The organism is Rhodococcus sp. 105337 (genome assembly GCF_012844225.1).
Classification (GTDB): domain Bacteria; phylum Actinomycetota; class Actinomycetes; order Mycobacteriales; family Mycobacteriaceae; genus Rhodococcus.
In genome coordinates this window covers 1-20,856 of record NZ_JABAGQ010000006.1, presented here as the reverse complement: position 1 = coordinate 20,856, position 20,856 = coordinate 1, and the positions used below count along the sequence as shown (strand labels likewise).

Sequence of the window (20,856 nt, the reverse complement as noted above, 5' to 3'; positions counted from 1 at the left end):
GTTATGCGGCTCCGGATTCGTAATCGGCGTGGTTCGGGTTCTCCCAGATCACGGTGCCGCCCATGCCGAGACCGATGCACATGGTCGTCAGGCCGTAGCGGACCTCGGGATGCTGCGCGAACTGGTGCGACAGCTGGGTCATCAGGCGGACGCCCGACGAGGCGAGCGGGTGGCCGCACGCGATCGCACCGCCCCACTGGTTGACGCGCGGGTCGTCGTCGTCGATGCCGAAGTGCTCGAGGAACGCGAGCACCTGCACGGCGAACGCCTCGTTGATCTCGAACAGACCGATGTCCTCGATGCTCAGGCCGGTGCGGGCGAGCAGCTTCTCGGTCGCCGGGACGGGGCCGATGCCCATGACCGCGGGATCGACGCCCTGGAAGGAGAAGCCGACCATGCGCATGCCGACGGGCAGACCGAGCTCACGCGCAGTGTCCTCGCCCGCGAGAATCGCGGCCGTCGCGCCGTCGTTGAGACCCGCTGCGTTGCCCGCGGTGATACGGCCGGCGGGGCGGAACGGCGTCTTGAGCTTTGCGAGATCTTCGATCGTGGTGCCCGGGCGGGGCGGCTCGTCCTCGGTGGCGAGGCCCCAGCCGGTGGCGGAGCGGGTCGCGACGGGAACCAGCGTGTCGGCGATCCAGCCGGCCTTCTTGGCGGCGTCGTACTTGTTCTGGCTGTTGACCGCGTAGGCGTCGGTGCGGTCCTTGGTGATGCTCGGGAACCGGTCGTGCAGGTTCTCGGCGGTGTTGCCCATGACGAGCGCGCTCGGATCGACCAGCTTGTCGGCGAGGAAACGCGGGTTGGGGTCGGCGCCCTCACCCATCGGGTGGCGGCCCATGTGCTCGACACCACCGGCGATGACGACGTCGTACTGACCGAAGCCGATCCCGGATGCCGTGGTGGTCACGGCCGTCATGGCGCCTGCGCACATGCGGTCGATGGCGAAGCCGGGCACGGTTTCCGGCAGGCCCGCGAGAATCGCGGATGTCCGGCCGATGGTCAGGCCCTGGTCGCCGGTCTGTGTGGTGGCCGCGACTGCGACCTCGTCGACACGGGAGGGGTCGAGCTGCGGATTGCGGCGCAGCAGTTCACGGATCGCCTTCACGACGAGGTCGTCGGCACGGGTCTCGGCGTACATGCCCTTGGGGCCGGCCTTACCGAACGGAGTCCGGATTCCGTCGACGAAGACGACGTTGCGTTGTGTTGAGGTGGTGGGAGCCACGCGGATTCCTCCTGATGGAGCGATTACTCGCCGACACGTGCCGTGGCGAGGAGTGCTCGATCGCCAGACGGCGACCGGCCTCGCGGACAAGCCTACATTGTCATTACCGGTGAGTAACTTAATACCTGCGATTTCGCGCCGGCATGCGGGTCACCCCGGCGCACGCCTGTGAGCAGTGTGTTCTCGCTCCCCGCGGTGCCCGTACACGCCGACTGACGTGGTGCCGCCGGATACACGCGTCAACCCTCGGCAAGTTAACGGGCATTCCCACCGACCGGCGACACGGGCGCATAGGCATCGCCATCGGGCTCGTTCCTCTTGACACCGCTTGATCTGCGGATACATTGCACTCCATGATGCGACGTCGGCCCGACCCCACGGTGCAGGGCGTGGTAGGTGAGGCAGTGTTCCTGCTCAGTTCCCCTCGACGCTTCCTCACGGAGATTGCACTTGCCCCGGTCGGGCGCGGAGTAGCCGAGCACAGCAAGGCCCTCACGGACCCGATTGCTCGTTTCCGGAACACGAGCGCGTACATCTTCCTCGTGGCGTTCGGCAGCGACGAGGAGCGGCGCGCGGTGGTCCGGTTCGTCAACCGTGCTCATGCGCCCGTCCGGGCAGAGGGATACAACGCCTTCGACCCGAAGTTGCAGTTGTGGATCGCGGCGGTCATGTTCCGCGGTGGCCGCGACATCTACGAACGCTTCTTCGGGCCTCTCGACCGTTCGGAGGCCGAGCGGATGTACCGGGAGTTCGCGGTCTACGGCACCGCGCTCCAGGTTCCGGCCGAGTTGTGGCCGGCCGACCTCGCGGCATTCGAGGACTACTGGGACAGCGTCGTCGCAGATCTCGTCGTCGACGACACCGTCCGTGCCTACGCGCACGCACTGCTACGCGGCGGGCACGCGCCGTGGTACATCCGCGCGGGTATGTCACCCGCCCGCTTCCTCACCGTCGGTCTTCTCGATGCCCGCATCCGCGACGCCTACGGCCTCCTCTGGACGGACCCTCAGCAGCGCAGGTTCGACCGCGCCATGCGGGTCGCCGCGCCGCTGTACCGGGCGCTTCCGCTCCGGGTGCGCCACCTTCCCGCGTCGCTCGTCCTGCGCGACGCGCGTCGCCGGTTCGGGGCACGTTCGGCCACGGCGGACGGGGCGCCGGCGTGACCCGTGTGCCCGTCGGGCCGGTAAGCGGCCGTGACGACGAGGGGCGCGCCACCGTCGCCGTAGTGCCTCCCGGGCGCGGGAGCCGCCGTAGCCGGGCCCTCGCGGCCGTCCTCGCCGTGAGCGCCCGGATCCTCGCGGACGTCGTCCCGCTCGGCCCGGTGCCGCTCGGCGGTCTGCGTCTCGGATTGTCGGTCGCCGGTCGCCTCGACCTCGCGCGGGGCACACGCGTCGCGCGCGACCGCACCGGACCGGTCCCCGGCCGATGGGTGGTCCCGCCCGGGACCGGCGACTCGCCGCACGTTCTCTACTACCTGCACGGGGGAGGCTTCGTGATGGGGTCGTCCGCGTCGCACATCGGCGTCGCCGCCCGAATCGCCCGTGCCGCAGGAGTCCCCGCATTCCTGCCCGATTACCGTCGCGCACCGGAAGCACCGTTCCCGGCAGCGCCCGACGACGTCCGCGCCGGGTTCGACCACCTCCGGATACGTGGCTACGCTGCCCGCGACATCGTGATCGCCGGAGATTCCGCCGGCGGCCACCTCGCCTACGGACTCGTCGTCGAACTCGACCGGGAAGGCGCAGATCTGCCCGCCGGGGTCGCACTCGTCTCTCCGTGGCTGGACCTGTGGCTCCGCACCGGCTGGGAACGTGAAGCGGCCCGGCGTGATCCGTTCCTGTCGGTGAAGTTCGCAGACCGTGCGCGGCGCGCCTACGCCCCGGACGGCGACCCGGCCGATCCTCGCCTCGATCTGCTCGCCGCGACTCCCGGGCCGCATTGGCCGCCGTTTTTCGTCCAGGGCGGGGAAACCGAAGCGATCACCGGCGACACGCAGGCCCTCGAGGGAGACTCTCGCCGCGGCGGGAGTGCCCCACGAACTGCAGATCTGGCCCGGACAGGTACACGTGTGGCACGCATTCCACCCGCTCGTCCCCGAGGCGGCCGCTGCGGCCCGGCACCTCGGACACTTCGTGCGCGACGCTCTCACACGAGGAGCAGATCCGTCCTGACCGGTCGCTACTCCGCCGGCGCGAGAGCTTTCGCGAGCCGCGGTGCCGTCAGCGCCCGCTGCCACGGCCGGGCACCTCCGGCCGCGAACTTCTCCTCGATGTAGGCCTCGGCATCCGACCCGGGCGTGACGTCCCAGTCCCAGCACAGGCGCCGAACGAGTTCGGGGCTCACCAGATTCTCGACGGGAACCGACACCTCCTCGCTCAGCGCTGCGAGTTCGGCGCGCGCGGCCGTCAGTCGTGCGGCAGCCTCGGGATGGTGCCGGGCCCACCGGCCCACGGGCGGAGGACCGGTGAACGGCGGGGTGACCGGAGGCAGTTCCGACGTGGGCAGGGCGCGGGCACGATCGATCGCCGACAACCACAGCCGCGACGACCGCCGCTGACGAGGTCCACCGAAGACCGGGAGGGCGCGCAGGTCGGTGAGGGTGGCCGGCGCGGCCTCCGCCGCCGCAATGATCGCCGAATCCGGAAGGATGCGGCCCGGCGCGATATCGCGGTTCGCGGCGATCTCGTCCCGGGTGATCCACAACTCGCGCACGATCGCGAGACGGCGCGGGTCTTTGAGCGTGTGGATCTTCGACGTTCGCCGCCAGCGTTCGGGCTTCGGTGCGGGTGGTCCGGCCAGCCGGATGTGTTCGAACTCCTGCGCGGCCCACTCCGTCTTGTTCTGCCGTTCCAGTTCCTCGGCCATCGCGTCGCGGAGTTCGACGAGGATTTCCACGTCGAGCGCCGCGTAGTTCAGCCAGGAGTCGGGCAGCGGACGCGTCGACCAGTCCGCGGCCCCGTGCCCCTTCCTCAGTTCGAACCCCAGCGTGTCGGCGACGATCGCAGCGAGCCCGACCCGCGGGAACCCGGCGAGCCGGCCCGCCAGTTCGGTGTCGTACAGCACAGCGGGGTGCAGGCCCAGTTCTGCCAGGCCCGGAAGATCCTGGTCGGCCGAATGCAGCACCCACTCGAGGTCGTTGATCACTTCCGCGAGCGGCGCGAGGTCGGCTGCCGTGGGGATCGGGTCGAGAAGCACGGTGCCGGCGCCGTTGCGCCGCAACTGGACGAGATAGGCCCGGGCGGAGTAGCGGTAGCCGGAGGCCCGTTCCGCGTCGACGGCCAGCGGTCCGTGCCCGCGGGCGAGCAGCGCAGCCGCCTCGGCGACACCCGCGGCGGTGGTGACCACCTCGGGTACGCCCTCCCGCGGCTCGAGGAGCGGCACCGTCGCCGCGGGCGGGTGCTCGTTCGGGGAATCACCGCCAGTGGGAGAGCTGTGCTCGGGCGCTACCGTCTCGTGGTCCTGGCCTGCAGACATGGGCGTGACTCTAGCGGCTGTCCTGGGAAAGCGAGATTGTGCCGCGCGCAGAACGGGCGCTCATCGGCTCACGCCGTCGATGCTCGAGTCCTCGTCGTCCGATGACCGGGCCTGCTCCGCGGCGGCCAGCAACTCGTCGAGCGCCGGCGCCAGACAGTCGGTCAGTACCCACAGGTCCGGGACCAGTTCCGGGCAGGTGATGAGGCCGACGTCGAGTTTGTCTTCGAGCGAGATCACCGTGATGTTGAGTCCGGCTCCGTGGAAGAGCGGGCCGAACGGGTACAGCGCGGTCACGTGCGCTCCGAGGAAGTAGAGCGCCTGCGGGGGACCGGGCACGTTGGAGATGACCAGGTTGTGGATCGCGGGGTGTTTGTCGGCGAGCCGCAATGCGGCGTACGTGCGCATGGCTGCGCCGAACACCGCAGCTCCCATGAACTGCGACCAGTCCTGCAGCATGTTCGCGCCCAGCTCGGCGTTGTGGTCCTTGGCCACCTCGTTCGCGTCGGCGAGTGCGCGCAGGCGCTCGACCGGATCTTCGATGTGGGTGTGCAGGCCCGCGAACATCGCCGACACCTGGTTACGTCCGGGCCGGTGGGACTCCTCGTGGACCGAGACCGGCACCATCCCGACGAGCGGACTGTCGGGGAGTTCGCCCCGGCCTGCGAGGTAACTGCGCAGCGCACTCGCCACGAGGGTCATCACCACGTCGTTGACCTTGACGCCGAACGCGTTCTTCACGGCTTTGACATCCGCGAGTTCGAGTTGGGCGAACGCCACGGCCCGGTGGCCGGTGATCGTCGAGTTGAACGGGGTCCGCGGCGCGGTGAAGGGGGCCGGCATGGCGTCTCCACGGCGCGCTCGTGCCACCCAGGACGCCACCGAGGTCACGGCGGACGGAAGTATCCGGGCCAGGTGCAGGGGACGCAGGGCGACGTTCACCGCGCCGGCGACCGCCATGTAGATCTCGTTTCCGCCGCCGACGCCGGGGGCGATCGTGTCGGGGCGCGGTGCCGCCGGGTCGAGGCTGCACAGCTGAGCGATCATCGCCGCACCCGACACCCCGTCCACGCCTGCGTGGTGCATCTTGAGGATCACCGCGATCGAACCGTCGTCGAGTCCTTCGACCACCCACATCTCCCACAGGGGCTTCGCACGGTCGAGCGGCTGCGCGGCGATGTGGCCGCACAGGTCGGCGAGTTCGGTCCGCGAGCCCGGAGACGGTACCGCGACATGATGCAGATGGCGGTCGAGGTCGAAGTCCTTGTCGTCGACCCAGACCGGATGGTCGAGATTGAAGCGGCTGTCGGCGAGCTTCATGCGGAAGGCGGGGACCGCGTCGAGGCGTGCGTCCAACTCCCGGCGGACGGCCCGGTAGTCGTATCCGTCCGGCACCGTGGAGGGATCGAGGACGAGCAACCCGCAGATGTGCAGGTGCTGGCTGGGGGTTTCGAGGTAGAGGAAGCCGGCGTCGAGACCACTGAGGCGCTGCATGCCCCTCAGGCTAGAACTCGACCGTCTCCCGAAGGCCCGAATCGGGCGTATCCGTCAGGACCGCAGTTGCGCTACGCCGGTAGGCGGAAGACCCGCGGCGTATGCGAGGACATCGCAGAAGGCTTCGACGTGCGGGGCGAGCACGTCGGAGCGAGGAGTCCACGACGCGCGAAGCTCGAGTTGATGCGCTCGCGGAGGGCCGGCGATGTCGCCGAACCGCACCGAACTCGTCGCCGTCACGGTTCCGCCGAGTGCGGTCAACGGCTCGCCGTGCGCTTCGAGGGCATCGACCAGCCAGCTCCAGGCCACATCCGGAAGCAGCGAGTCGGCGGCGAGTGAGGCGTCGACGTCGGCCTGGATGTACGCGACGAGCCGAGTGGTGCCGTGCCAGGCTTCGTCACCGTTCGGGTCGTACAGGAGGATGAGGCGGCCGAAGGCATCGCCTTCGGATTCCTCGGGGACACCGTCGGACTCGTCGTGCAGGACCTCGGCGCCCAGCGCGAAACTGTGCGGTGCCAGTCGCTGCGGTGGTCTGATCGGTGCCACTTCGATCTCGCTGCGGACGGTGGCCGCCTTCATCGATTCGACGGCCGCGCGGAAGCGGGCCGGCTCGGGTGAGGTGGTCACGACAGCGGACGTTAGCGCCGGTGACGCAGTGCACGCGGGAGGCGCGCCGGTTCCGGCGGGGCGGGTGAGCGTGGCAGCATGGGCTTCGAACCGGGGTCCGACCGAACCCGACGAGACCGAAGAACGAGGATCGATGACCGGCTTGGAAAACACGAACGTCGCTTCCGCGGTGCCCGCGGAGTACCCGTCGCGCAGAGCGTTGCCGGAGGCTCCGTTGCTGGCTGCGGCCCGGGGGATGCAGCCGTCGCACCGCCCGGTGTGGTTCATGCGCCAGGCGGGGCGTTCGCTGCCGGAATACCGGGAGATCCGCGCGGGCGTCGGCATGCTCGAATCGTGCTTCGACCCCGAACTCGTCTGCGAGATCACGATGCAGCCGGTACGCCGGCACAAGGTCGATGCCGCAATTCTGTTCTCCGACATCGTGGTTCCGCTCAAGGCTGCGGGAATCGATCTCGACATCGTCGCCGGAACCGGGCCGGTTGTCGCCGACCCGGTGCGCACCGCTGCCGATGTCGCCGCCCTTCCGCACCTCGAAGCCGAGGAAGTGGGCGCGGTCGCTCGCGCCGTGACGTTGCTGACCAAGGAACTGGGCACCACTCCGCTGATCGGTTTCGCGGGAGCCCCCTTCACGCTCGCGTCCTACCTGGTCGAAGGTGGCCCGAGCCGCAACCACGAGCGCACCAAGGCGCTCATGCACTCCGATCCGGCAACCTGGCACTCGCTGCTCGGGCGTCTGACCGACATGGCCATCACCTTCCTGCGCGCCCAGCTGGCAGCCGGCGTCGACGCGATCCAGCTGTTCGACTCGTGGGCCGGGGCGCTCCCGTTGTCCGACTACCGCGAATACGTGCTCCCGCACTCCGAGCGCGTGTTCGCAGAACTCGCTGCCGCCCAGGTACCGCGGATCCATTTCGGTGTGGGCACAGGCGAATTGCTCGGCGCGATGGGCGAGGCCGGAGCCGACGTCGTCGGAGTCGACTGGCGCATCCCGCTCGATGTGGCGGCGCAGCGGGTCGGGCCGGGTAAGGCTCTGCAGGGCAACCTCGATCCCGCCATCCTGTTCGCCGGCTGGGACGTCATCGAACGCGAGGTCCGGCGCGTGGTCGCCGAAGCGGACCGCGCACTCGCGGCCGGTGCGACAGGCCACATCTTCAACCTCGGCCACGGTGTGCTGCCCGACACCGATCCCGACATGCTCACCCGCGTCGTCGAGCTGGTGCATTCGTTGTGACCGACCCTGTCGTCGCCGTCGTCGGTGGTGGCATCAGCGGCCTCGTCGCCGCCTACCGCTTGCGCGGCGCACTCGGCCCCGATGCCCGAATCGTCGTACTCGAACGGTCCCCGCGACTCGGCGGCAAACTGCACACCGTGGACCTGGCGAACGGGCCCGTCGACGTGGGCGCCGAAGCCTTCATCGCGCGTCGGCCCGAGGTTCCCGCCCTGCTCGACGAACTGGGCCTGAGCGACCAGATCGTCCATCCGTCGGGCGCGCGGCCACTGCTCTATGCCGGGGGCCGGCTCCGGCCGTTGCCCGCGGGGACGCTCATGGGTATCCCCGCCGACGCCCGTTCCGTCGAAGGACTCGTCGACGACGAGACGCTGCAGCGCATCAGCGACGAACCGGGCGTGCCGCTCAACTGGGATCGGACCGGCGACATGTCGGTTGCCGCGCTCGTCGGCTCGCGTTTCGGCGAGCAGGTCGTCCGCCGCAGTGTCGACCCGCTCCTGGGCGGGGTCTACTCGGGACTGTCCGACACCGCCGGTGTCCGCGCCACCGTCCCGGCGCTCGCCGCCGCACTCGACGCCGGTGCGACGAGCCTGACCGCCGCGGTCGCGGCGGCACTCCCGGCACCGTCGCACACCCCCGTCTTCGGCACTCTGCGCGACGGCTACGGGGTGCTGCTCGCAGCGCTCGAGCGTGCGGCCGCGCCCGAGATCCACCTGGAGACCACCGCGGGCGGGCTGCGCCGCAGCAACGGACGATGGTCGCTCGACCCCGTCGGCGAGGTCGACGGAGTTGTGCTGGCGGTACCCGCCACCGAGGTCGCCGCGCTTCTGGCCGAGGCGGTGCCGACGGCCGCGGCCCTCGCGGCAGAGATACCCCTCGCGTCGTCGGTCGTCGTCGCTCTCGCTCTCCCCGGCGGTTCGGCGTTGCCGCAGAACTCCGGGATTCTGGTGGCGACCGGAGAAGAACTCGCCGCGAAGGCGTTCACCCTGTCGAGCCGGAAGTGGCCACATCTCGCGCAGCGTGACGTCGCGCTCGCCCGGGCGTCGTTCGGGCGCTACGGCGACGACGCGCTGCTCTCCGCCTCCGACGAGCAACTCGTCACCCTCGCCCGCGCCGACCTCGCCGCCGTGACCGGAGTCGAGGACGAGCCGGTGGCCTCCTACGTGCAGCGCTGGCACGGGGGGCTTCCGCAGTATCGGTCCGGGCACAACGATGTCGTCGGCGCGCTCGACGCCGCAGTCGCGGAAGTCGACGGACTCGAAATCGCCGGCGCGATGCTGCACGGTGTCGGCGTCCCCGCATGCGTCGCGTCGGGAACCACCGCGGCGGCACGACTCGCCGCACGAATGGCAGGATGAACGGTATGGCACGTCTCGATTACGACAAACTCAATTCCACCCTCCGCTACACCATGTGGTCCGTCTTCCAGGTGCAGCCGGGCGTTCTCGACGACGACCGCGCAGCGGCGATCAAGAACGCGAAGGAGTTCTTCGCCCAGTTCGACGACACCGACGTCACGGTCCGCGGCATCTACAACGTCGCCGGCACCCGCGCGGATGCCGACTTCATGATCTGGTCGCACGCCGAGCGGCTCGAAGACCTCCAGAAGCTCTACGCCGATTTCCGGCGCACCACGGACCTGGGCCGGGCCAGCGCGCCGGTGTGGTCGAATGTCGCGCTGCACCGACCCGCAGAGTTCAACAAGAGCCACGTGCCGGCGTTCATCGCCGGTGAGGAGCCGGGCGCATACGTCTGCGTCTACCCGTTCGTCCGCTCCTACGAGTGGTACCTGCTGCCCGACGCCGAGCGCCGGACCATGCTCGCCGATCACGGCAAGGCAGGACGCGGTTACCCCGACGTCCGCGCGAACACCGTGCCCTCGTTCGCACTCGGCGACTACGAGTGGATCCTCGCCTTCGAGGCACCCGAACTCGACCGGATCGTCGATCTCATGCGCGACCTGCGTGCGACCGAAGCCCGGATGCACGTGCGCGAGGAAACACCCTTCTTCACCGGTCCGCGCGTCGAGGTCGAAGCGCTCATCGAGTCGCTGCCCTGACCGTGACCGGTCCGATCGGTACGGACGGCTCCGCGCTGCCCGGAGCACGCTTCTCCCAGATGGCGCACTGGGGTATGTACTCCGCGGAGGTGCGTGACGGCGAAGTCGTCGCCGCGCACCCCTACGCGGGGGACGCCGACCCGTCGCCGATCCTGCAGAACATTCCGGGATCGGTGCGGCACCGCTCCCGGATCACGGGTCCCGCGATCCGGCGGGGATGGCTCGAACACGGGCCGGGACCGAGCACCGACCGCGGCAGCGACGAGTTCGTCGCCGTCTCCTGGGACGAACTCACCGAGTTGCTCGCCGCGGAACTGACGCGAGTAGCGGAGCGTCACGGCAACCGCGCGATCTTCGGTGGATCGTACGGATGGTCGTCGCCCGGACGTTTCCATCACGCACAGAGCCAGGTGCACCGTTTCCTGAAGATGTTCGGTGGATACACCCGCTCGGTGCACAGCTACTCGCTGGGCGCGACCGGCGTGATCATGCCGCGAGTGGTCGGGGCCCACTGGAAACTGTTCGCGCGTTCCACCAACTGGGACGTCATCGCCCGTGAGACCGACCTGCTCGTGTGCTTCGGTGGTGTGCCGCTCAAGAACACCGGCGTCAACGACGGCGGCACCAGCGACCATCCGACGCGCGGCGGCCTCGACCGGATGCGCGCCCGCGGAGGACGCATCGTGTCCATCACCCCGCTGCGCGACGACGTCCACGGCGAGCACGAATGGCTGGCACCCCGCCCGGGCACCGATGTCGCGATCATGCTGGCGCTCGCCTACGTCCTCGCGTCCGAAGGTCTGGCCGATCGCAAGTTCCTGGACCGCTACTGCACCGGATACGACCGGTTCGAGGCGTACCTGCTCGGCCGCACCGACGGTGTTCCCAAGACACCGGAATGGGCTGCGGAACTGTCGGGTCTGCCGGCCGCCACCCTCGTCGATCTCGCTCGCCGGATGGCCTCCGGCCGGACGCTGATCTCGGTGACCTGGTCGCTGCAGCGGGTACGACACGGTGAGCAGGCACCGTGGGCCGGTATCACCCTGGCGGCCATGCTGGGTCAGATCGGTGTTCCCGGTGGGGGATTCGGCCACGGGTACGGATCGATGAACGAACCCGGCCGCGCGCCCGTGCCCTACCCGCTGCCCACCCTGTTCCAGGGCAACAACGACGTCGAGGACTTCATCCCCGTCGCCGCGATCTCCGATCTTCTGCTGCATCCGGGAGAGCAGTTCGACTACGACGGCCGACGGCTGACATTTCCGGATACCCGTCTCGTCTACTGGGCGGGCGGCAATCCGTTCCATCACCATCAGCATCTCGCCCGCCTGCGCCGCGCATTGACGCGGCCGGACACGATCGTCGTCCACGACCCGTACTGGACGCAGATGGCCAAGCACGCGGACATCGTCGTGCCGTCCACCACCGCGCTCGAACGCGACGATCTGTCGTGCACGCGCAACGATCCGCTGCTCGTCGCAATGCAGGCGGCCGCACCCCGTTTCGCCGACGCCCGCGACGACTACGACACCTTCTCCGCCCTCGCGCACCGACTGGGATTCGGGGAGCGGTTCACGGAGGGGCGCACGTCGGCGCAGTGGCTCGAGCATCTGTACGGGCAGTGGCGCGGCTACGTCCTCGCCGACGAGCGCCGGCTCGAGGACCCGCCACCGTTCGCGGAATTCTGGCGTCGCGGCCACGTCCGCATGCGCACCGAGGACGACCTCACGCTGTTCGAGGAGTTCCGCGCCGACCCGGAGCACAATCCGCTCCGCACACCGAGCGGGCGCATCGAGATCTTCTCGGCGGACATCGACGGCTTCGGATACGACGACTGCGCGGGCCACCCGACGTGGTACGAACCGGAGGAGTGGCTCGGCGGTGAGCGGGCACAGACGTTCCCACTGCACTTGATCGCGAACCAGCCCAAGAGCAGATTGCACAGCCAGCTCGACCATGGTGCGACCAGTCAGAAGAGCAAGGTCCACGGCCGCGAACCGATCCGGATCCATCCGCAGGACGCGGCCGAGCGCGGAATCACCCCCGGCGACGTGGTGCGCGTGTACAACGACCGGGGTGCGTGCCTGGCCGGTGCGCTGCTCGACGAAGGACTGCGCCGCGGGGTCGTCCAACTCGCGACGGGAGCGTGGTACGACCCGCTCGACCCTGCCGATCCGGAGTCCATGTGCGTGCACGGCAACCCGAATGTTCTCACTCCCGACACGGGCACGTCGTCGCTGGCGCAGGGATGCACGGGTCAGCACGTGCTCGTCGAGATCGAACGGTTCGAGGGGGAGTTGCCGCCCATCCGCGCGTACGACCCGCCGACGATCAGGCCCCGCCGACCGTGACGTGAGGAAACGCGCGGTCTACAACCCGAGCGATTTCTACAACCCGAGTGATTTCTGCACGTTGTGCAGGGTCGCGGCGGATTCGGCCAGTCCGGCCGCTTCGTCTTCCGAGAGCGGCACCTCCAGAACTCTGTCCGCGCCGCCCGCGTCGACGATGGTCGGCAGCGACAGGCACACGTCGCGCATGCCGTGGATCCCGGTCTGCAACGAGGACACGGGCAGCACGCGCCGCTGGTCGCGCAGCACTGCCTCGACGATCCGGGCCGTCGACAGCCCGATCGCGAGGTTCGTCGCACCCTTGCCCTGGATGATCTCGTAGGCGCTGCGCACCACTTCGTGGAAGATGTCTGCGCGGGTCCGGGCATCGAACACGACGCGATCGTCGACCGTGTACGAGTCGATGGGAATGCCACCGACGGACGCTCCCGACCACAGCGCGAGTTCGGAATCGCCGTGCTCGCCGACGACGAACGCGTGGGTGTTCTCGATCGCCACCCCGGCACGCTCGGCGATGAGATAGCGCAGACGACCCGAGTCGAGAACCGTGCCGGACCCGAAGATCCTGCCGTCGTCGACGCCGGTCACCGCGATGGCCGCTGCCGTGACGATATCGACGGGATTGCTGACGAACAGAATCACCGCGTCGGGAGACTCCGCCAGCAACCGGGGCGTGACCGACTGTGTGATCGCGACGTTGGCCGCTGCGAGATCGAGCCGGGACTGACCGGGCTTCTGTTTCGCGCCCGCGGTCACGACAACGAGGTCGGAATTTGCGGTCACGGAAATATCGTCGCTGCCTTCGATGCGGCAGGCCGGAGTGAACTGGGTGCCGTGATTGAGGTCGAGAACCTCGGCGCGCACCCGAGCCGCGTTGGTGTCGAACAACGCAATCGTGTTCGCGGTGCCGCGGAGCAGGCACGCGTATGCCACCGCCGCTCCGACGCTGCCGACGCCGACGATGGACACCTTCGCTGTGCCGATCCGGGGCCCGCTGCGCGTTGTCGCCATGGTCCGATCATGGCCCCATAGCCACGACGGCGCCACCCGGCGGGTTCGCGTCGCACAGCGGGGCGGTCGGTGAGTCGATAGCCTCGGACCATGAGCGCGCGACCGTTCGATGCTGTTCTGTTCGACTTTTCCGGCACGCTGTTCCGGCTCGAAGAGGACGAGAGCTGGATGGCCGGCATCACCGATGCACGAGGTGAGGCCTTCGACGTGAGCCGGCAGGCCGAACTGATGCGGCGGCTGACCGCTCCTACCGGACAGCCTGTGGAGATGGACGCGGAGGAGCACCACGCCTGGATCAATCGCGACCGTGACCCGCGCCGGCATCGGGAGGCGTATCTGACCGTGCTCTGCAGATCCGGTGTCGAGGACCCGCAGCAGGCTCAGACGCTGTACGGAAAGGTGGTCGATCCGACGAGCTGGACGGTGTACCCGGATACCGTGCCCGTGATCGAAGCACTCGCGGGCGACGGCATCGCGGTGGGGGTCCTGAGCAACATCGCATTCGACATCCGGCCTGCCTTCGCCGCACTCGGCATCGACGACCTGGTCTCCGTGTTCGCGCTGTCCTTCGAGATCGGTGCGGTCAAACCGGAGCCCGAGATCTTCCGTTATGCCGTCGAAGCGCTCGGGGTCGAACCCGAACGCACCCTGATGATCGGCGACAGTGTGGAAGCGGACGGCGCCGCTACAGAGATCGGGTGCGCGTTCCGCCTCGTCGAGCCACTCCCGACGACGGAGCGGCCCGACGGGCTGTGGAGCGCCTTGAAGGACGCGGGGGTTACGTTGTCGGAACCAGGCGCAAGGAAATCGAATTGATGCAGTAGCGCTGGTCGGTGGGGGTCGGGTAGCCCTCGCCCTCGAAGACATGGCCGAGGTGACTGTGGCACGAGGCGCACAGCACTTCCACGCGGCGCATCCCCAGCGAATCGTCGGTCCGCAGGATCACGGCGTCGGAGTCGGCGGGATCGAAGAACGACGGCCAGCCGCAGTGCGACGGGAACTTCTCGCTGCTGCGGAACAGTTCGGCGCCACATGCCCGGCATTCGTAGACACCCTCGGACTCGGTGTCGGTGTATTCACCGGTGAAGGGCCGTTCCGTGCCGGCCTGACGCAGCACCGCATACTCGGCGGGAGTGAGCTTGTCGCGCCACTCGTCCTCGCTCAGCACAACCTTGGGAGCGGGTTCGGATCGGGGAGTGGAAGTCATGTCCCCACGCTAGTCGCGCTCCGAGACCGCCGCCACGACGCACCCCGTCCCGTCCTGCCGTGCCCGGTACGTCTCAGGCCCGTGCGGCGACCTCATCGGTGTGCTCCGCGGCGGGGAGCAGGTGTGACGGCTCGATACCGTCGTCGAGCCGCCCTTCGCGGCGCGCCGCGAGGTAACGGTCGAGGAGCACCGCGAAGATCACGATGATGAGCAGCGACCACCCGAGCGTCGTCTTCATGTACTCCGCCGCGCGGCCCGCCTCCACCCAGCGCCCGGACAACCAGGAGTCGTAGCTCATGAATCCGTACACCGCCAGCCACGCCGGCCAGTTCCGCATCACGGAATTGGGCAGCAGCACGGTCATGAGCAGCGGGAACAGCATCATCGAGTAGTACATCTGGCCGAGCGATCCCAGCAGGAACGACGCACTCAGGAGCACACCGGTGGCGGTGCACACGAAGAAGACCTCGTCGTTGCGGCAGTAGCGGTAGAGCAGCCAGAGCGACACCGCCACGAGCACGGCGAGCACACCGCGCAGGCCCAGGACCAGCCAGCCGGGCAGCCCGTAGTACATCCCGTTGCCGACGATCGCGCTGTTGAAGTAGTCGCGGGACTCGAGCAGGTACGGCACCGTGAGTTCGACGAAATCCCACGCGTCGACCGACAGTGGCCACGCGATGATGTTCAGTGCGATGGGCACCCCGGCGGCGGTGAGGAACACCTTCCACTGGCCGCGTACGAGTGGAAGGAACAGCAGAGGCGCGAGGATCGGTTTGACCGCGAACGTGAGTCCCAGCATCACGCCCGCCCAGAGGTCTCGGCGTTTGAGCAGGAGCACCAGGAACGCGACTTCTCCCAGCAGCACCAGTCCGTTGATGTTGGTGAAGACCAGCGTGTTGGTCACCGTCTCGGACGCGAACGCACCCAGCACGAGGATGGGAGCGATGGGCGAGTCGAGCCGCAAGCCGAACATGCGCAGCAGCAGGTACAGCGCGATCAGGATGGCGACGGCGTTCGCAATGATGAACAGCCACCGGGATCGTTCGGGGTCGATCACGGCGATCGGCGAGATCAGCAGCGTCCCGGACGGGGGATAGAGGTAGTGCGGGTCGACCCATTGGAAGTTCGCGGTATAGACCGGAAGCCGGTTGAGGAACGCGAGCGCCGCGTTGTAGACCGGGGTGAAATCATCGGTCCGGAAACCGTTGACTGCTTTGATCACCACCCGGTGAAGAACGGTCAGGACCGCCAATGGCCACACCACGGCCTTGACCACGTCTGCGGTGGTTCGTGCCGTCCGGGGTTCGAGACTGCTGAGGAACACTACGGCACGGTACCCCGTCCGGGATCGGGACCGCGCACGTCCCCCGGCACGCAGGGGAACGGCGCGTCGCGTCTCATGCCGGGCAGAGACTTCCGTTCGGCGGCAGCTCTCCCGTACTCAGGTACCGCTCGATGCGGCCCTGAATGCACGTCGAATGCAACGAGGCGGAATAACCGGCACCCTGCCAGGACACGGTCGACCATGCGATCGCGCCGGCGGTGAGCGCGCCGGTCACCGATTCGACTCCCACGCTGCCGACAATGGGATCCGCAGCGCCGCCGGTGACGAGTACAGGGGTGTCGAGGGCTGCGGGCAGGGGTGGAGCGGGCAGGGTGGGCCAGGCCGCGCATGCGGTGGTAGCCGCGGCCGTGTCCGCACCGAACAGGGGGTAGAGCGTCGCCCAGTTGCGCTGGAGATCGGCCGCGCGGGTCGGCGTCGGCCATCGCTGGCCGTCGCTGCACCGCGAGACGAACTGGCCGTCGGAGGCGAGAATCTGTTCGGCGGTGCCCACCAGATCGAGCAGTGGCACCACATCGCCGTCCCGCGCGGAAGCCAGCGTGTCGGACAGTTCGCGGATCCGGCTGGGAAGATCTCCGCGCGGTGTGCCGAGATACGCGGTGATCACCGTCAGCAAGGCATTGGAGGACACCGGTGCCAGAGCGCCGCTCGAGGCCTGTGCGTGGAGGTCTTCGAGAGCCTGCCGGGGGTCGTCACCGAGCGAACAGTCGAGCGCTGCGCACTGCCGCGAGAACGCGTCCACCGCGGACTCGGCGCCGCGGGCGCGCGACTCCGCGATCTGTTCTGCGTCGCCCGATGCGGCGACGGGGGAGTCCAGCACGAGCCGTCCCACGGCACCCGGGTAGGCCGCGGCATATGCGAGACCCACCGCCGCGCCGTTTCCGATGCCGAGGAGGCCCACGCGCTCGACGTTCCATGCCTGCCGCAGCCGGTCGATGTCGCCGGCCGCGTGGGACGCGCTGAACATCAACTCCTGGGGCTGAAGATAGTCGGTGCAGGAGATGGTGGCCTGGCGGCCGAGTTCGGCCACTCGCTCCGGCGCGGACCCGCTGCGACCGAACTGTCCCAGATCGGCGAGGGCGCGACGGTCGGCGCCGAACACACAGTCGATGGCCAGCGACATCCCGATGCCACGACGATCCACCGCGACCACCGGACGCGTCGTCAGCACGCCCGAGAGCGGGCCGGTTGCGAGTGCGGCGAGGGCGCGCGTCGACGGCATGTCGCTGCCGGTCGTGAGGACCAGTGGTGCGACGTCGTCCGGGGTGTCCGGGAGCTGCGCCCGGAGCACGGCAAGCGGGAAGGTGCCGGGAACAGCACCGGAGGGGTCGATCGGCGTCGGCACTTCGGCGCATTCGAGCGACAGACCTGTCGGCCCCGACGAGAGCGAGTAGGACGCCACGGTGTCGGAAGTGCAGTCGCGCCACGTGAGGTCCGTTTGGGGAACGGGCAGTTCGGGCGCCGCGTCCTCGTCTTCCTGGACGGTCGGTTCGCTGCTATCGACTCCTTCGCGCACCACGGCGACGTCGGGCCGGACCGATGGTCCCGCTCCGCACGCGGCGGCCACTGCGGCCACCGCGATCCATCCCACCGCGAGCACACCGGTTCTGCGCATGGGGACAGCCTGCCAGGTGTCACCGATCGGGGAGTGCACAGGTGTCGACGTGAGCGGCCGTCCCGAGGCCCGGACATGATCCCGGTAAGAGTGAAATCGGCGCCGCCTCGCGGGGCAGTGGATTGTCCTCGCGACTCGTGAACACATGGTGAACGTTCTGTGAAGTAGGTCGCATTCCGCTTGGGCGGTGCTACCCACTCACTCTGCGGCCTTACGCTGGATGAATGCACGAACGCCTCGTCGACCGCAACCCGGTGGTGCCCGCAGATCAGTTGGTGGCCCAGCTGGTGCCGCCCGCGATGTTCGACGAGGTGAGTTTCGCGTCGTACATCCCCGATCCTGCCGAGCCGAGCCAGGCCGCGGCGGTCAAGGCCGCCGAGGAGTTCGTCGGCAAGGTCGAGAAGATCCGGGGCGGCAAGCGCGGCCTGTTCGGCCGTAAGGCCCCGGCCCAGGGAGCGGGGCTGTACCTCGACGGCGGTTTCGGCGTGGGCAAGACCCACCTGCTCGCCTCGATCTTCCACAGCGCACCGTCCCCGAAAGCCTTCGGCACCTTCGTCGAGCTCACCCACGTCGTCGGAGCGCTGGGGTTCAACAAGGCCGTCGAGGAACTGTCGAGTCACAGCGTCCTGTGCATCGACGAGTTCGAACTCGACGATCCGGGCGACACCATGCTCATCTCCCGGCTGCTCACCGAATTGTCGGCACGCGGAGTGTCGATCGTGGCCACGTCGAACACACTGCCTGGCCAGCTCGGCGAGGGTCGCTTCGCGGCCCAGGACTTCCTGCGCGAGATCAAGAAGCTCGCCTCGATCTTCGAGACGATCCGCGTGGACGGACCCGACTATCGCCACCGCGACCTGCCGCCGGCCCCCGATCCCATCGAGTCGGAGGAGCTCATCGAGCGTGCGGACCAGGTTTCCGGCGCGACGCTCGACGACTTCGACGAATTGTGCGATCACCTGAGCACCCTGCACCCGTCCCGGTACGGCAAGCTCGTCGAAGGAGTGCCCGCGGTCTTCATCAACGGGGTGCACCCCGCGCGCGATCAGTCGGTCGCTTTGCGTCTCGTGGTCTTTGCGGATCGCCTCTACGACGCGAGCATTCCGGTGACGGTCGCCGGCGCACGGCTCGACGAGATCTTCACACCCGAGATGCTGTCGGGCGGGTACCGCAAGAAGTACCTGCGTGCCACGTCGCGTCTGCTCGCCTTGTCCCGTTTCGAGGTTGCCGCCGGCTGACCGGCGGGGCGGTCACAGCACGCGTTGCATGAGGAAATCGTCGTGTGTCTGTGAACCGACAACGAAGGTTCGCGTACCGACGACCTCGAAGCCGTGCTTCTGGTAGAAGCGACGGGCACGCGTGTTCTCCTGGTTCACACCCAGCCACAGCCCGGCACGCCTGCGCTCGGCGGCGCGCTCGACGATCGCGTCCATCAGCGCGGCGGATACTCCGGCGCCGTGATGTCCCGGAAGTACGTACAGCTTGCTGATCTCGATGGCGGGTCGTGCGGTGACCACGTCGGGTACGGCGTACGCGTCCGAGTTCTGACTCGCGGGGTCCACCGAGTTCTCACTCGCGGGGTCCACCGAGTTCTGACTCGCGGGGTCCACCGAGTTCTCACTCGCGGGGTCCACCGTGGTCTCACTCGCCGGATCTACGGCCATCAGATAGCCGACGATCTCGTCGTCGACGCAGGCTTTCAGCACGATGCGGCGAGGGTCGGTCAGGTACTCGCTGAAGTTCTCTGCGCTGAGGGTTTCCTCGACGAACGCCGCGATGTCCTCGGACCCGGCCCCTGGAGGGCACGCGAGCGGAAACGTGGTGGCGGCGACTCCGGCGATGGTCTCGGCATCCCAGATGCCTGCCGGACCGACGGAGACGGACTCTTCGAGTGACGACGACGTGGGCATGGATCCAGTGAAGCACCGAGTGGTCGGGGCGGGAAGTTCCGGGCCCGGAAATGGCTGAACCCCAGCCTTGGATGGGGGGTCATGGCTGGGGTCCAATACCATCGGGGGGGATGGCACGTTCCACGCTACCCGAGTGTTTTCGGGGAGTTCCACCTGCTGCGGTCACGTTTCCGTCACATCGTGCACAACTCATTGTTGCGGAACGTTCACAAACCCTTTAAGGTCGGCACCTATGAAGCGCGTACTCGTAGTTCACCGCCGTAGCGGGGTCTGATTCGGACCGACCCCTCGCTGCGGGTCGTTGAGCTATGCGTCGGTCCTTCCTTCTCGCGGAAGACCTCCCGAAATGAACGCCTTCACTTCTTTCATCTCCTCCGATTTCGATGCTGCCTTTGCGCGTCCGTCGGATTCTCGTCGAACCGCTCTGCGTGCCGCACCGGCGTGCGCGCCCGGCAGTGCTACGCCCCTCGATCCTTTCGCTGCGCGGTACGGCCGCCCGCTTCCGCTCCCGCTGCGTGCCGAAGCCGCCGGAATGTCGTGGCCGGAGTTCCTCGCGGTGTACGCCTCCGAGCGCGGTCCCCTTCGATTGGGTGACTGGTCGGCCACCACGTTGCCGGCGGGCCGATCGGCGTTCGAAGCGACGATCGCGGTGGGCGATACGATCCACTCCGCGTCCGCGCTCGCGTGTGGTCCCGTCGCGGGGATGACGGCGATGCTCTACGACCTCGGTTTCGGCATCGAGATCCACTCGTTCCACCGGCACGATCTCGGCGACCTGCACGTGACGTTCCTGCTCTGCGGGTCCGGCGCACGTCGCACGTGGGTGATGGGCATGGGGGAGAGCGGCGTGGAATCGACTCTTCGCGCGATGATCGCCGGAATCAACCGGACCCACACGGCGGCGGCGGGCCGGTAGTCCGCGGGCCCTCGACTCGGATGCGACGCCGGTCGCGTTCCTGATCGAGGGCCGCGTCCACCGGACGGATACGACGAAGGCCCCCTTCCTGAGGAAGGGGGCCTTCGTCGTTCCTGGTGCGCGATACTGGGATTGAACCAGTGACCTCTTCCGTGTCAGGGAAGCGCTCTCCCGCTGAGCTAATCGCGCGGGATTGTGGGGTCCAGATTTGGAGCGGATGACGGGATTCGAACCCGCGACCCTCACCTTGGCAAGGTGATGCGCTACCAGCTGCGCTACATCCGCATGCACGTTGACTCTACATCGATTCGACCCACGTGCTGGTCGAACCTGGTGCGCGATACTGGGATTGAACCAGTGACCTCTTCCGTGTCAGGGAAGCGCTCTCCCGCTGAGCTAATCGCGC

The 20,856-nt window shown here is 68.4% G+C and carries 18 protein-coding genes and 3 tRNA genes; 9 read left to right on the top strand and 12 right to left on the bottom strand.

The annotated features are described in order from the left end of the window. Nucleotide 1: 1 nt before the first annotated feature. Entirely contained in the window at nucleotides 2-1,222 is a 1,221-nt protein-coding gene (locus HF886_RS11505; protein ID WP_169620693.1) for a thiolase family protein, read from the bottom strand. A 353-nt stretch (nucleotides 1,223-1,575) separates the two neighbouring features. Here HF886_RS11505 and HF886_RS11500 point away from each other — a divergent pair, with 353 nt between their 5' ends. Together HF886_RS11500 and HF886_RS11495 are read left to right on the top strand one after the other, a co-directional pair. Further along, nucleotides 1,576-2,385, top strand: coding sequence for an oxygenase MpaB family protein (locus tag HF886_RS11500; RefSeq protein ID WP_240955071.1), 810 nt, complete (start codon nucleotides 1,576-1,578; stop codon nucleotides 2,383-2,385). After that, the gene (locus HF886_RS11495; RefSeq protein WP_169652365.1) at nucleotides 2,382-3,497 is read left to right on the top strand and encodes an alpha/beta hydrolase fold domain-containing protein; all 1,116 of its coding nucleotides are present in this window, start codon (nucleotides 2,382-2,384) and stop codon (nucleotides 3,495-3,497) included. Before HF886_RS11500 ends, HF886_RS11495 begins: the two co-directional genes overlap by 4 nt. On the opposite strand, the gene HF886_RS11490 is transcribed toward HF886_RS11495, so the two are convergent. The 3 genes from HF886_RS11490 to HF886_RS11480 are packed head-to-tail and all read right to left on the bottom strand — an operon-like array spanning nucleotide 3,401 to nucleotide 6,814. After that, nucleotides 3,401-4,696: a ribonuclease D gene (locus tag HF886_RS11490; RefSeq protein ID WP_169620695.1), complete on the bottom strand. Its 1,296-nt coding sequence runs from the start codon at nucleotides 4,694-4,696 to the stop codon at nucleotides 3,401-3,403. The genes HF886_RS11495 and HF886_RS11490 overlap by 97 nt on opposite strands. Nucleotides 4,697-4,756: 60 nt before the next feature. Then, nucleotides 4,757-6,187 carry a wax ester/triacylglycerol synthase family O-acyltransferase gene (locus tag HF886_RS11485; RefSeq protein WP_169620696.1) on the bottom strand — a complete coding sequence of 477 codons (1,431 nt, stop codon included), beginning with the start codon at nucleotides 6,185-6,187 and terminating at the stop codon, nucleotides 4,757-4,759. A 54-nt stretch (nucleotides 6,188-6,241) separates the two neighbouring features. Beyond that, the gene (locus HF886_RS11480; RefSeq protein WP_169620697.1) at nucleotides 6,242-6,814 is read right to left on the bottom strand and encodes a DUF3000 domain-containing protein; all 573 of its coding nucleotides are present in this window, start codon (nucleotides 6,812-6,814) and stop codon (nucleotides 6,242-6,244) included. Nucleotides 6,815-6,947: 133 nt separating this feature from the next. Here HF886_RS11480 and hemE point away from each other — a divergent pair, with 133 nt between their 5' ends. From hemE to HF886_RS11460, 4 genes are read left to right on the top strand one after another with little or no spacing between them, the layout of a single operon-like run. After that, nucleotides 6,948-8,045: a uroporphyrinogen decarboxylase gene (gene hemE, locus HF886_RS11475; RefSeq protein WP_169620698.1), complete on the top strand. Its 1,098-nt coding sequence runs from the start codon at nucleotides 6,948-6,950 to the stop codon at nucleotides 8,043-8,045. Next, nucleotides 8,042-9,400 (top strand): protoporphyrinogen oxidase, encoded by a 1,359-nt coding sequence (locus HF886_RS11470; protein WP_169652364.1) that lies wholly within the window; start codon nucleotides 8,042-8,044, stop codon nucleotides 9,398-9,400. Before hemE ends, HF886_RS11470 begins: the two co-directional genes overlap by 4 nt. A gap of 5 nt (nucleotides 9,401-9,405) precedes the next feature. Next, nucleotides 9,406-10,101, top strand: coding sequence for a hydrogen peroxide-dependent heme synthase (hemQ, locus tag HF886_RS11465; protein ID WP_169620700.1), 696 nt, complete (start codon nucleotides 9,406-9,408; stop codon nucleotides 10,099-10,101). Between the two features lie 59 nt (nucleotides 10,102-10,160). Continuing rightward, nucleotides 10,161-12,452, top strand: a complete 2,292-nt coding sequence (locus HF886_RS11460) for a molybdopterin-dependent oxidoreductase (RefSeq protein WP_169652457.1) — start codon at nucleotides 10,161-10,163, stop codon at nucleotides 12,450-12,452. Between the two features lie 36 nt (nucleotides 12,453-12,488). On the opposite strand, the gene HF886_RS11455 is transcribed toward HF886_RS11460, so the two are convergent. Further along, nucleotides 12,489-13,460 (bottom strand): L-lactate dehydrogenase, encoded by a 972-nt coding sequence (locus tag HF886_RS11455; protein WP_169620701.1) that lies wholly within the window; start codon nucleotides 13,458-13,460, stop codon nucleotides 12,489-12,491. Nucleotides 13,461-13,550: 90 nt separating this feature from the next. On the opposite strand from HF886_RS11455, the gene HF886_RS11450 reads away from it, so the two are divergent. Further along, nucleotides 13,551-14,276: an HAD family hydrolase gene (locus HF886_RS11450; RefSeq protein WP_169652363.1), complete on the top strand. Its 726-nt coding sequence runs from the start codon at nucleotides 13,551-13,553 to the stop codon at nucleotides 14,274-14,276. Here the strand turns inward: HF886_RS11450 and msrB are convergent. The 3 genes from msrB to HF886_RS11435 all read right to left on the bottom strand — a co-directional run bounded on the left by msrB (nucleotide 14,239) and on the right by HF886_RS11435 (nucleotide 17,624). Then, nucleotides 14,239-14,667, bottom strand: coding sequence for a peptide-methionine (R)-S-oxide reductase MsrB (msrB, locus tag HF886_RS11445; protein WP_169620703.1), 429 nt, complete (start codon nucleotides 14,665-14,667; stop codon nucleotides 14,239-14,241). The two genes, HF886_RS11450 and msrB, sit on opposite strands and share 38 nt — an antisense overlap. Before the next feature lie 73 nt (nucleotides 14,668-14,740). Continuing rightward, a complete protein-coding gene (locus tag HF886_RS11440; protein ID WP_346765092.1) occupies nucleotides 14,741-15,991 on the bottom strand; it encodes a glycosyltransferase family 87 protein in 1,251 nt (416 codons plus the stop codon). 73 nt (nucleotides 15,992-16,064) lie between these two features. Further along, the gene (locus tag HF886_RS11435; protein ID WP_206038719.1) at nucleotides 16,065-17,624 is read right to left on the bottom strand and encodes an alpha/beta hydrolase; all 1,560 of its coding nucleotides are present in this window, start codon (nucleotides 17,622-17,624) and stop codon (nucleotides 16,065-16,067) included. Nucleotides 17,625-17,848: 224 nt separating this feature from the next. On the opposite strand from HF886_RS11435, the gene zapE reads away from it, so the two are divergent. Then, entirely contained in the window at nucleotides 17,849-18,862 is a 1,014-nt protein-coding gene (gene zapE / locus HF886_RS11430; RefSeq protein WP_169652362.1) for a cell division protein ZapE, read from the top strand. 12 nt (nucleotides 18,863-18,874) lie between these two features. Here the strand turns inward: zapE and HF886_RS11425 are convergent, their stop codons facing one another. After that, nucleotides 18,875-19,534, bottom strand: coding sequence for an N-acetyltransferase (locus tag HF886_RS11425; RefSeq protein WP_169620704.1), 660 nt, complete (start codon nucleotides 19,532-19,534; stop codon nucleotides 18,875-18,877). A gap of 346 nt (nucleotides 19,535-19,880) precedes the next feature. On the opposite strand from HF886_RS11425, the gene HF886_RS11420 reads away from it, so the two are divergent. Further along, a complete protein-coding gene (locus HF886_RS11420; protein WP_240952125.1) occupies nucleotides 19,881-20,450 on the top strand; it encodes a 2-isopropylmalate synthase in 570 nt (189 codons plus the stop codon). Between the two features lie 114 nt (nucleotides 20,451-20,564). On the opposite strand, the gene HF886_RS11415 is transcribed toward HF886_RS11420, so the two are convergent. From HF886_RS11415 to HF886_RS11405, 3 genes are all read right to left on the bottom strand, one after another. Continuing rightward, nucleotides 20,565-20,639: transfer RNA gene (locus tag HF886_RS11415), tRNA-Val, on the bottom strand. Between the two features lie 20 nt (nucleotides 20,640-20,659). After that, nucleotides 20,660-20,735, bottom strand: a tRNA-Gly gene (locus tag HF886_RS11410). Between the two features lie 46 nt (nucleotides 20,736-20,781). After that, a tRNA-Val gene (locus HF886_RS11405) sits at nucleotides 20,782-20,856 on the bottom strand.

Excerpts from the sequence above, each read along its gene's own strand:
- msrB (WP_169620703.1), bottom strand. The coding sequence starts at position 14,667 with ATGACTTCCACTCCCCGATCCGAACCCGCTCCCAAGGTTGTGCTGAGC.
- HF886_RS11425 (WP_169620704.1), bottom strand. The coding sequence starts at position 19,534 with ATGCCCACGTCGTCGTCACTCGAAGAGTCCGTCTCCGTCGGTCCGGCA.
- HF886_RS11420 (WP_240952125.1), top strand. The coding sequence starts at position 19,881 with ATGAACGCCTTCACTTCTTTCATCTCCTCCGATTTCGATGCTGCCTTT.
- hemE (WP_169620698.1), top strand. The coding sequence starts at position 6,948 with ATGACCGGCTTGGAAAACACGAACGTCGCTTCCGCGGTGCCCGCGGAG.
- HF886_RS11435 (WP_206038719.1), bottom strand. The coding sequence starts at position 17,624 with ATGCGCAGAACCGGTGTGCTCGCGGTGGGATGGATCGCGGTGGCCGCA.
- HF886_RS11485 (WP_169620696.1), bottom strand. The coding sequence starts at position 6,187 with ATGCAGCGCCTCAGTGGTCTCGACGCCGGCTTCCTCTACCTCGAAACC.
- HF886_RS11490 (WP_169620695.1), bottom strand. The coding sequence starts at position 4,696 with ATGTCTGCAGGCCAGGACCACGAGACGGTAGCGCCCGAGCACAGCTCT.
- zapE (WP_169652362.1), top strand. The coding sequence starts at position 17,849 with ATGCACGAACGCCTCGTCGACCGCAACCCGGTGGTGCCCGCAGATCAG.
- HF886_RS11455 (WP_169620701.1), bottom strand. The coding sequence starts at position 13,460 with ATGGCGACAACGCGCAGCGGGCCCCGGATCGGCACAGCGAAGGTGTCC.
- HF886_RS11450 (WP_169652363.1), top strand. The coding sequence starts at position 13,551 with ATGAGCGCGCGACCGTTCGATGCTGTTCTGTTCGACTTTTCCGGCACG.
- hemQ (WP_169620700.1), top strand. The coding sequence starts at position 9,406 with ATGGCACGTCTCGATTACGACAAACTCAATTCCACCCTCCGCTACACC.
- HF886_RS11460 (WP_169652457.1), top strand. The coding sequence starts at position 10,161 with ATGGCGCACTGGGGTATGTACTCCGCGGAGGTGCGTGACGGCGAAGTC.
- HF886_RS11500 (WP_240955071.1), top strand. The coding sequence starts at position 1,576 with ATGATGCGACGTCGGCCCGACCCCACGGTGCAGGGCGTGGTAGGTGAG.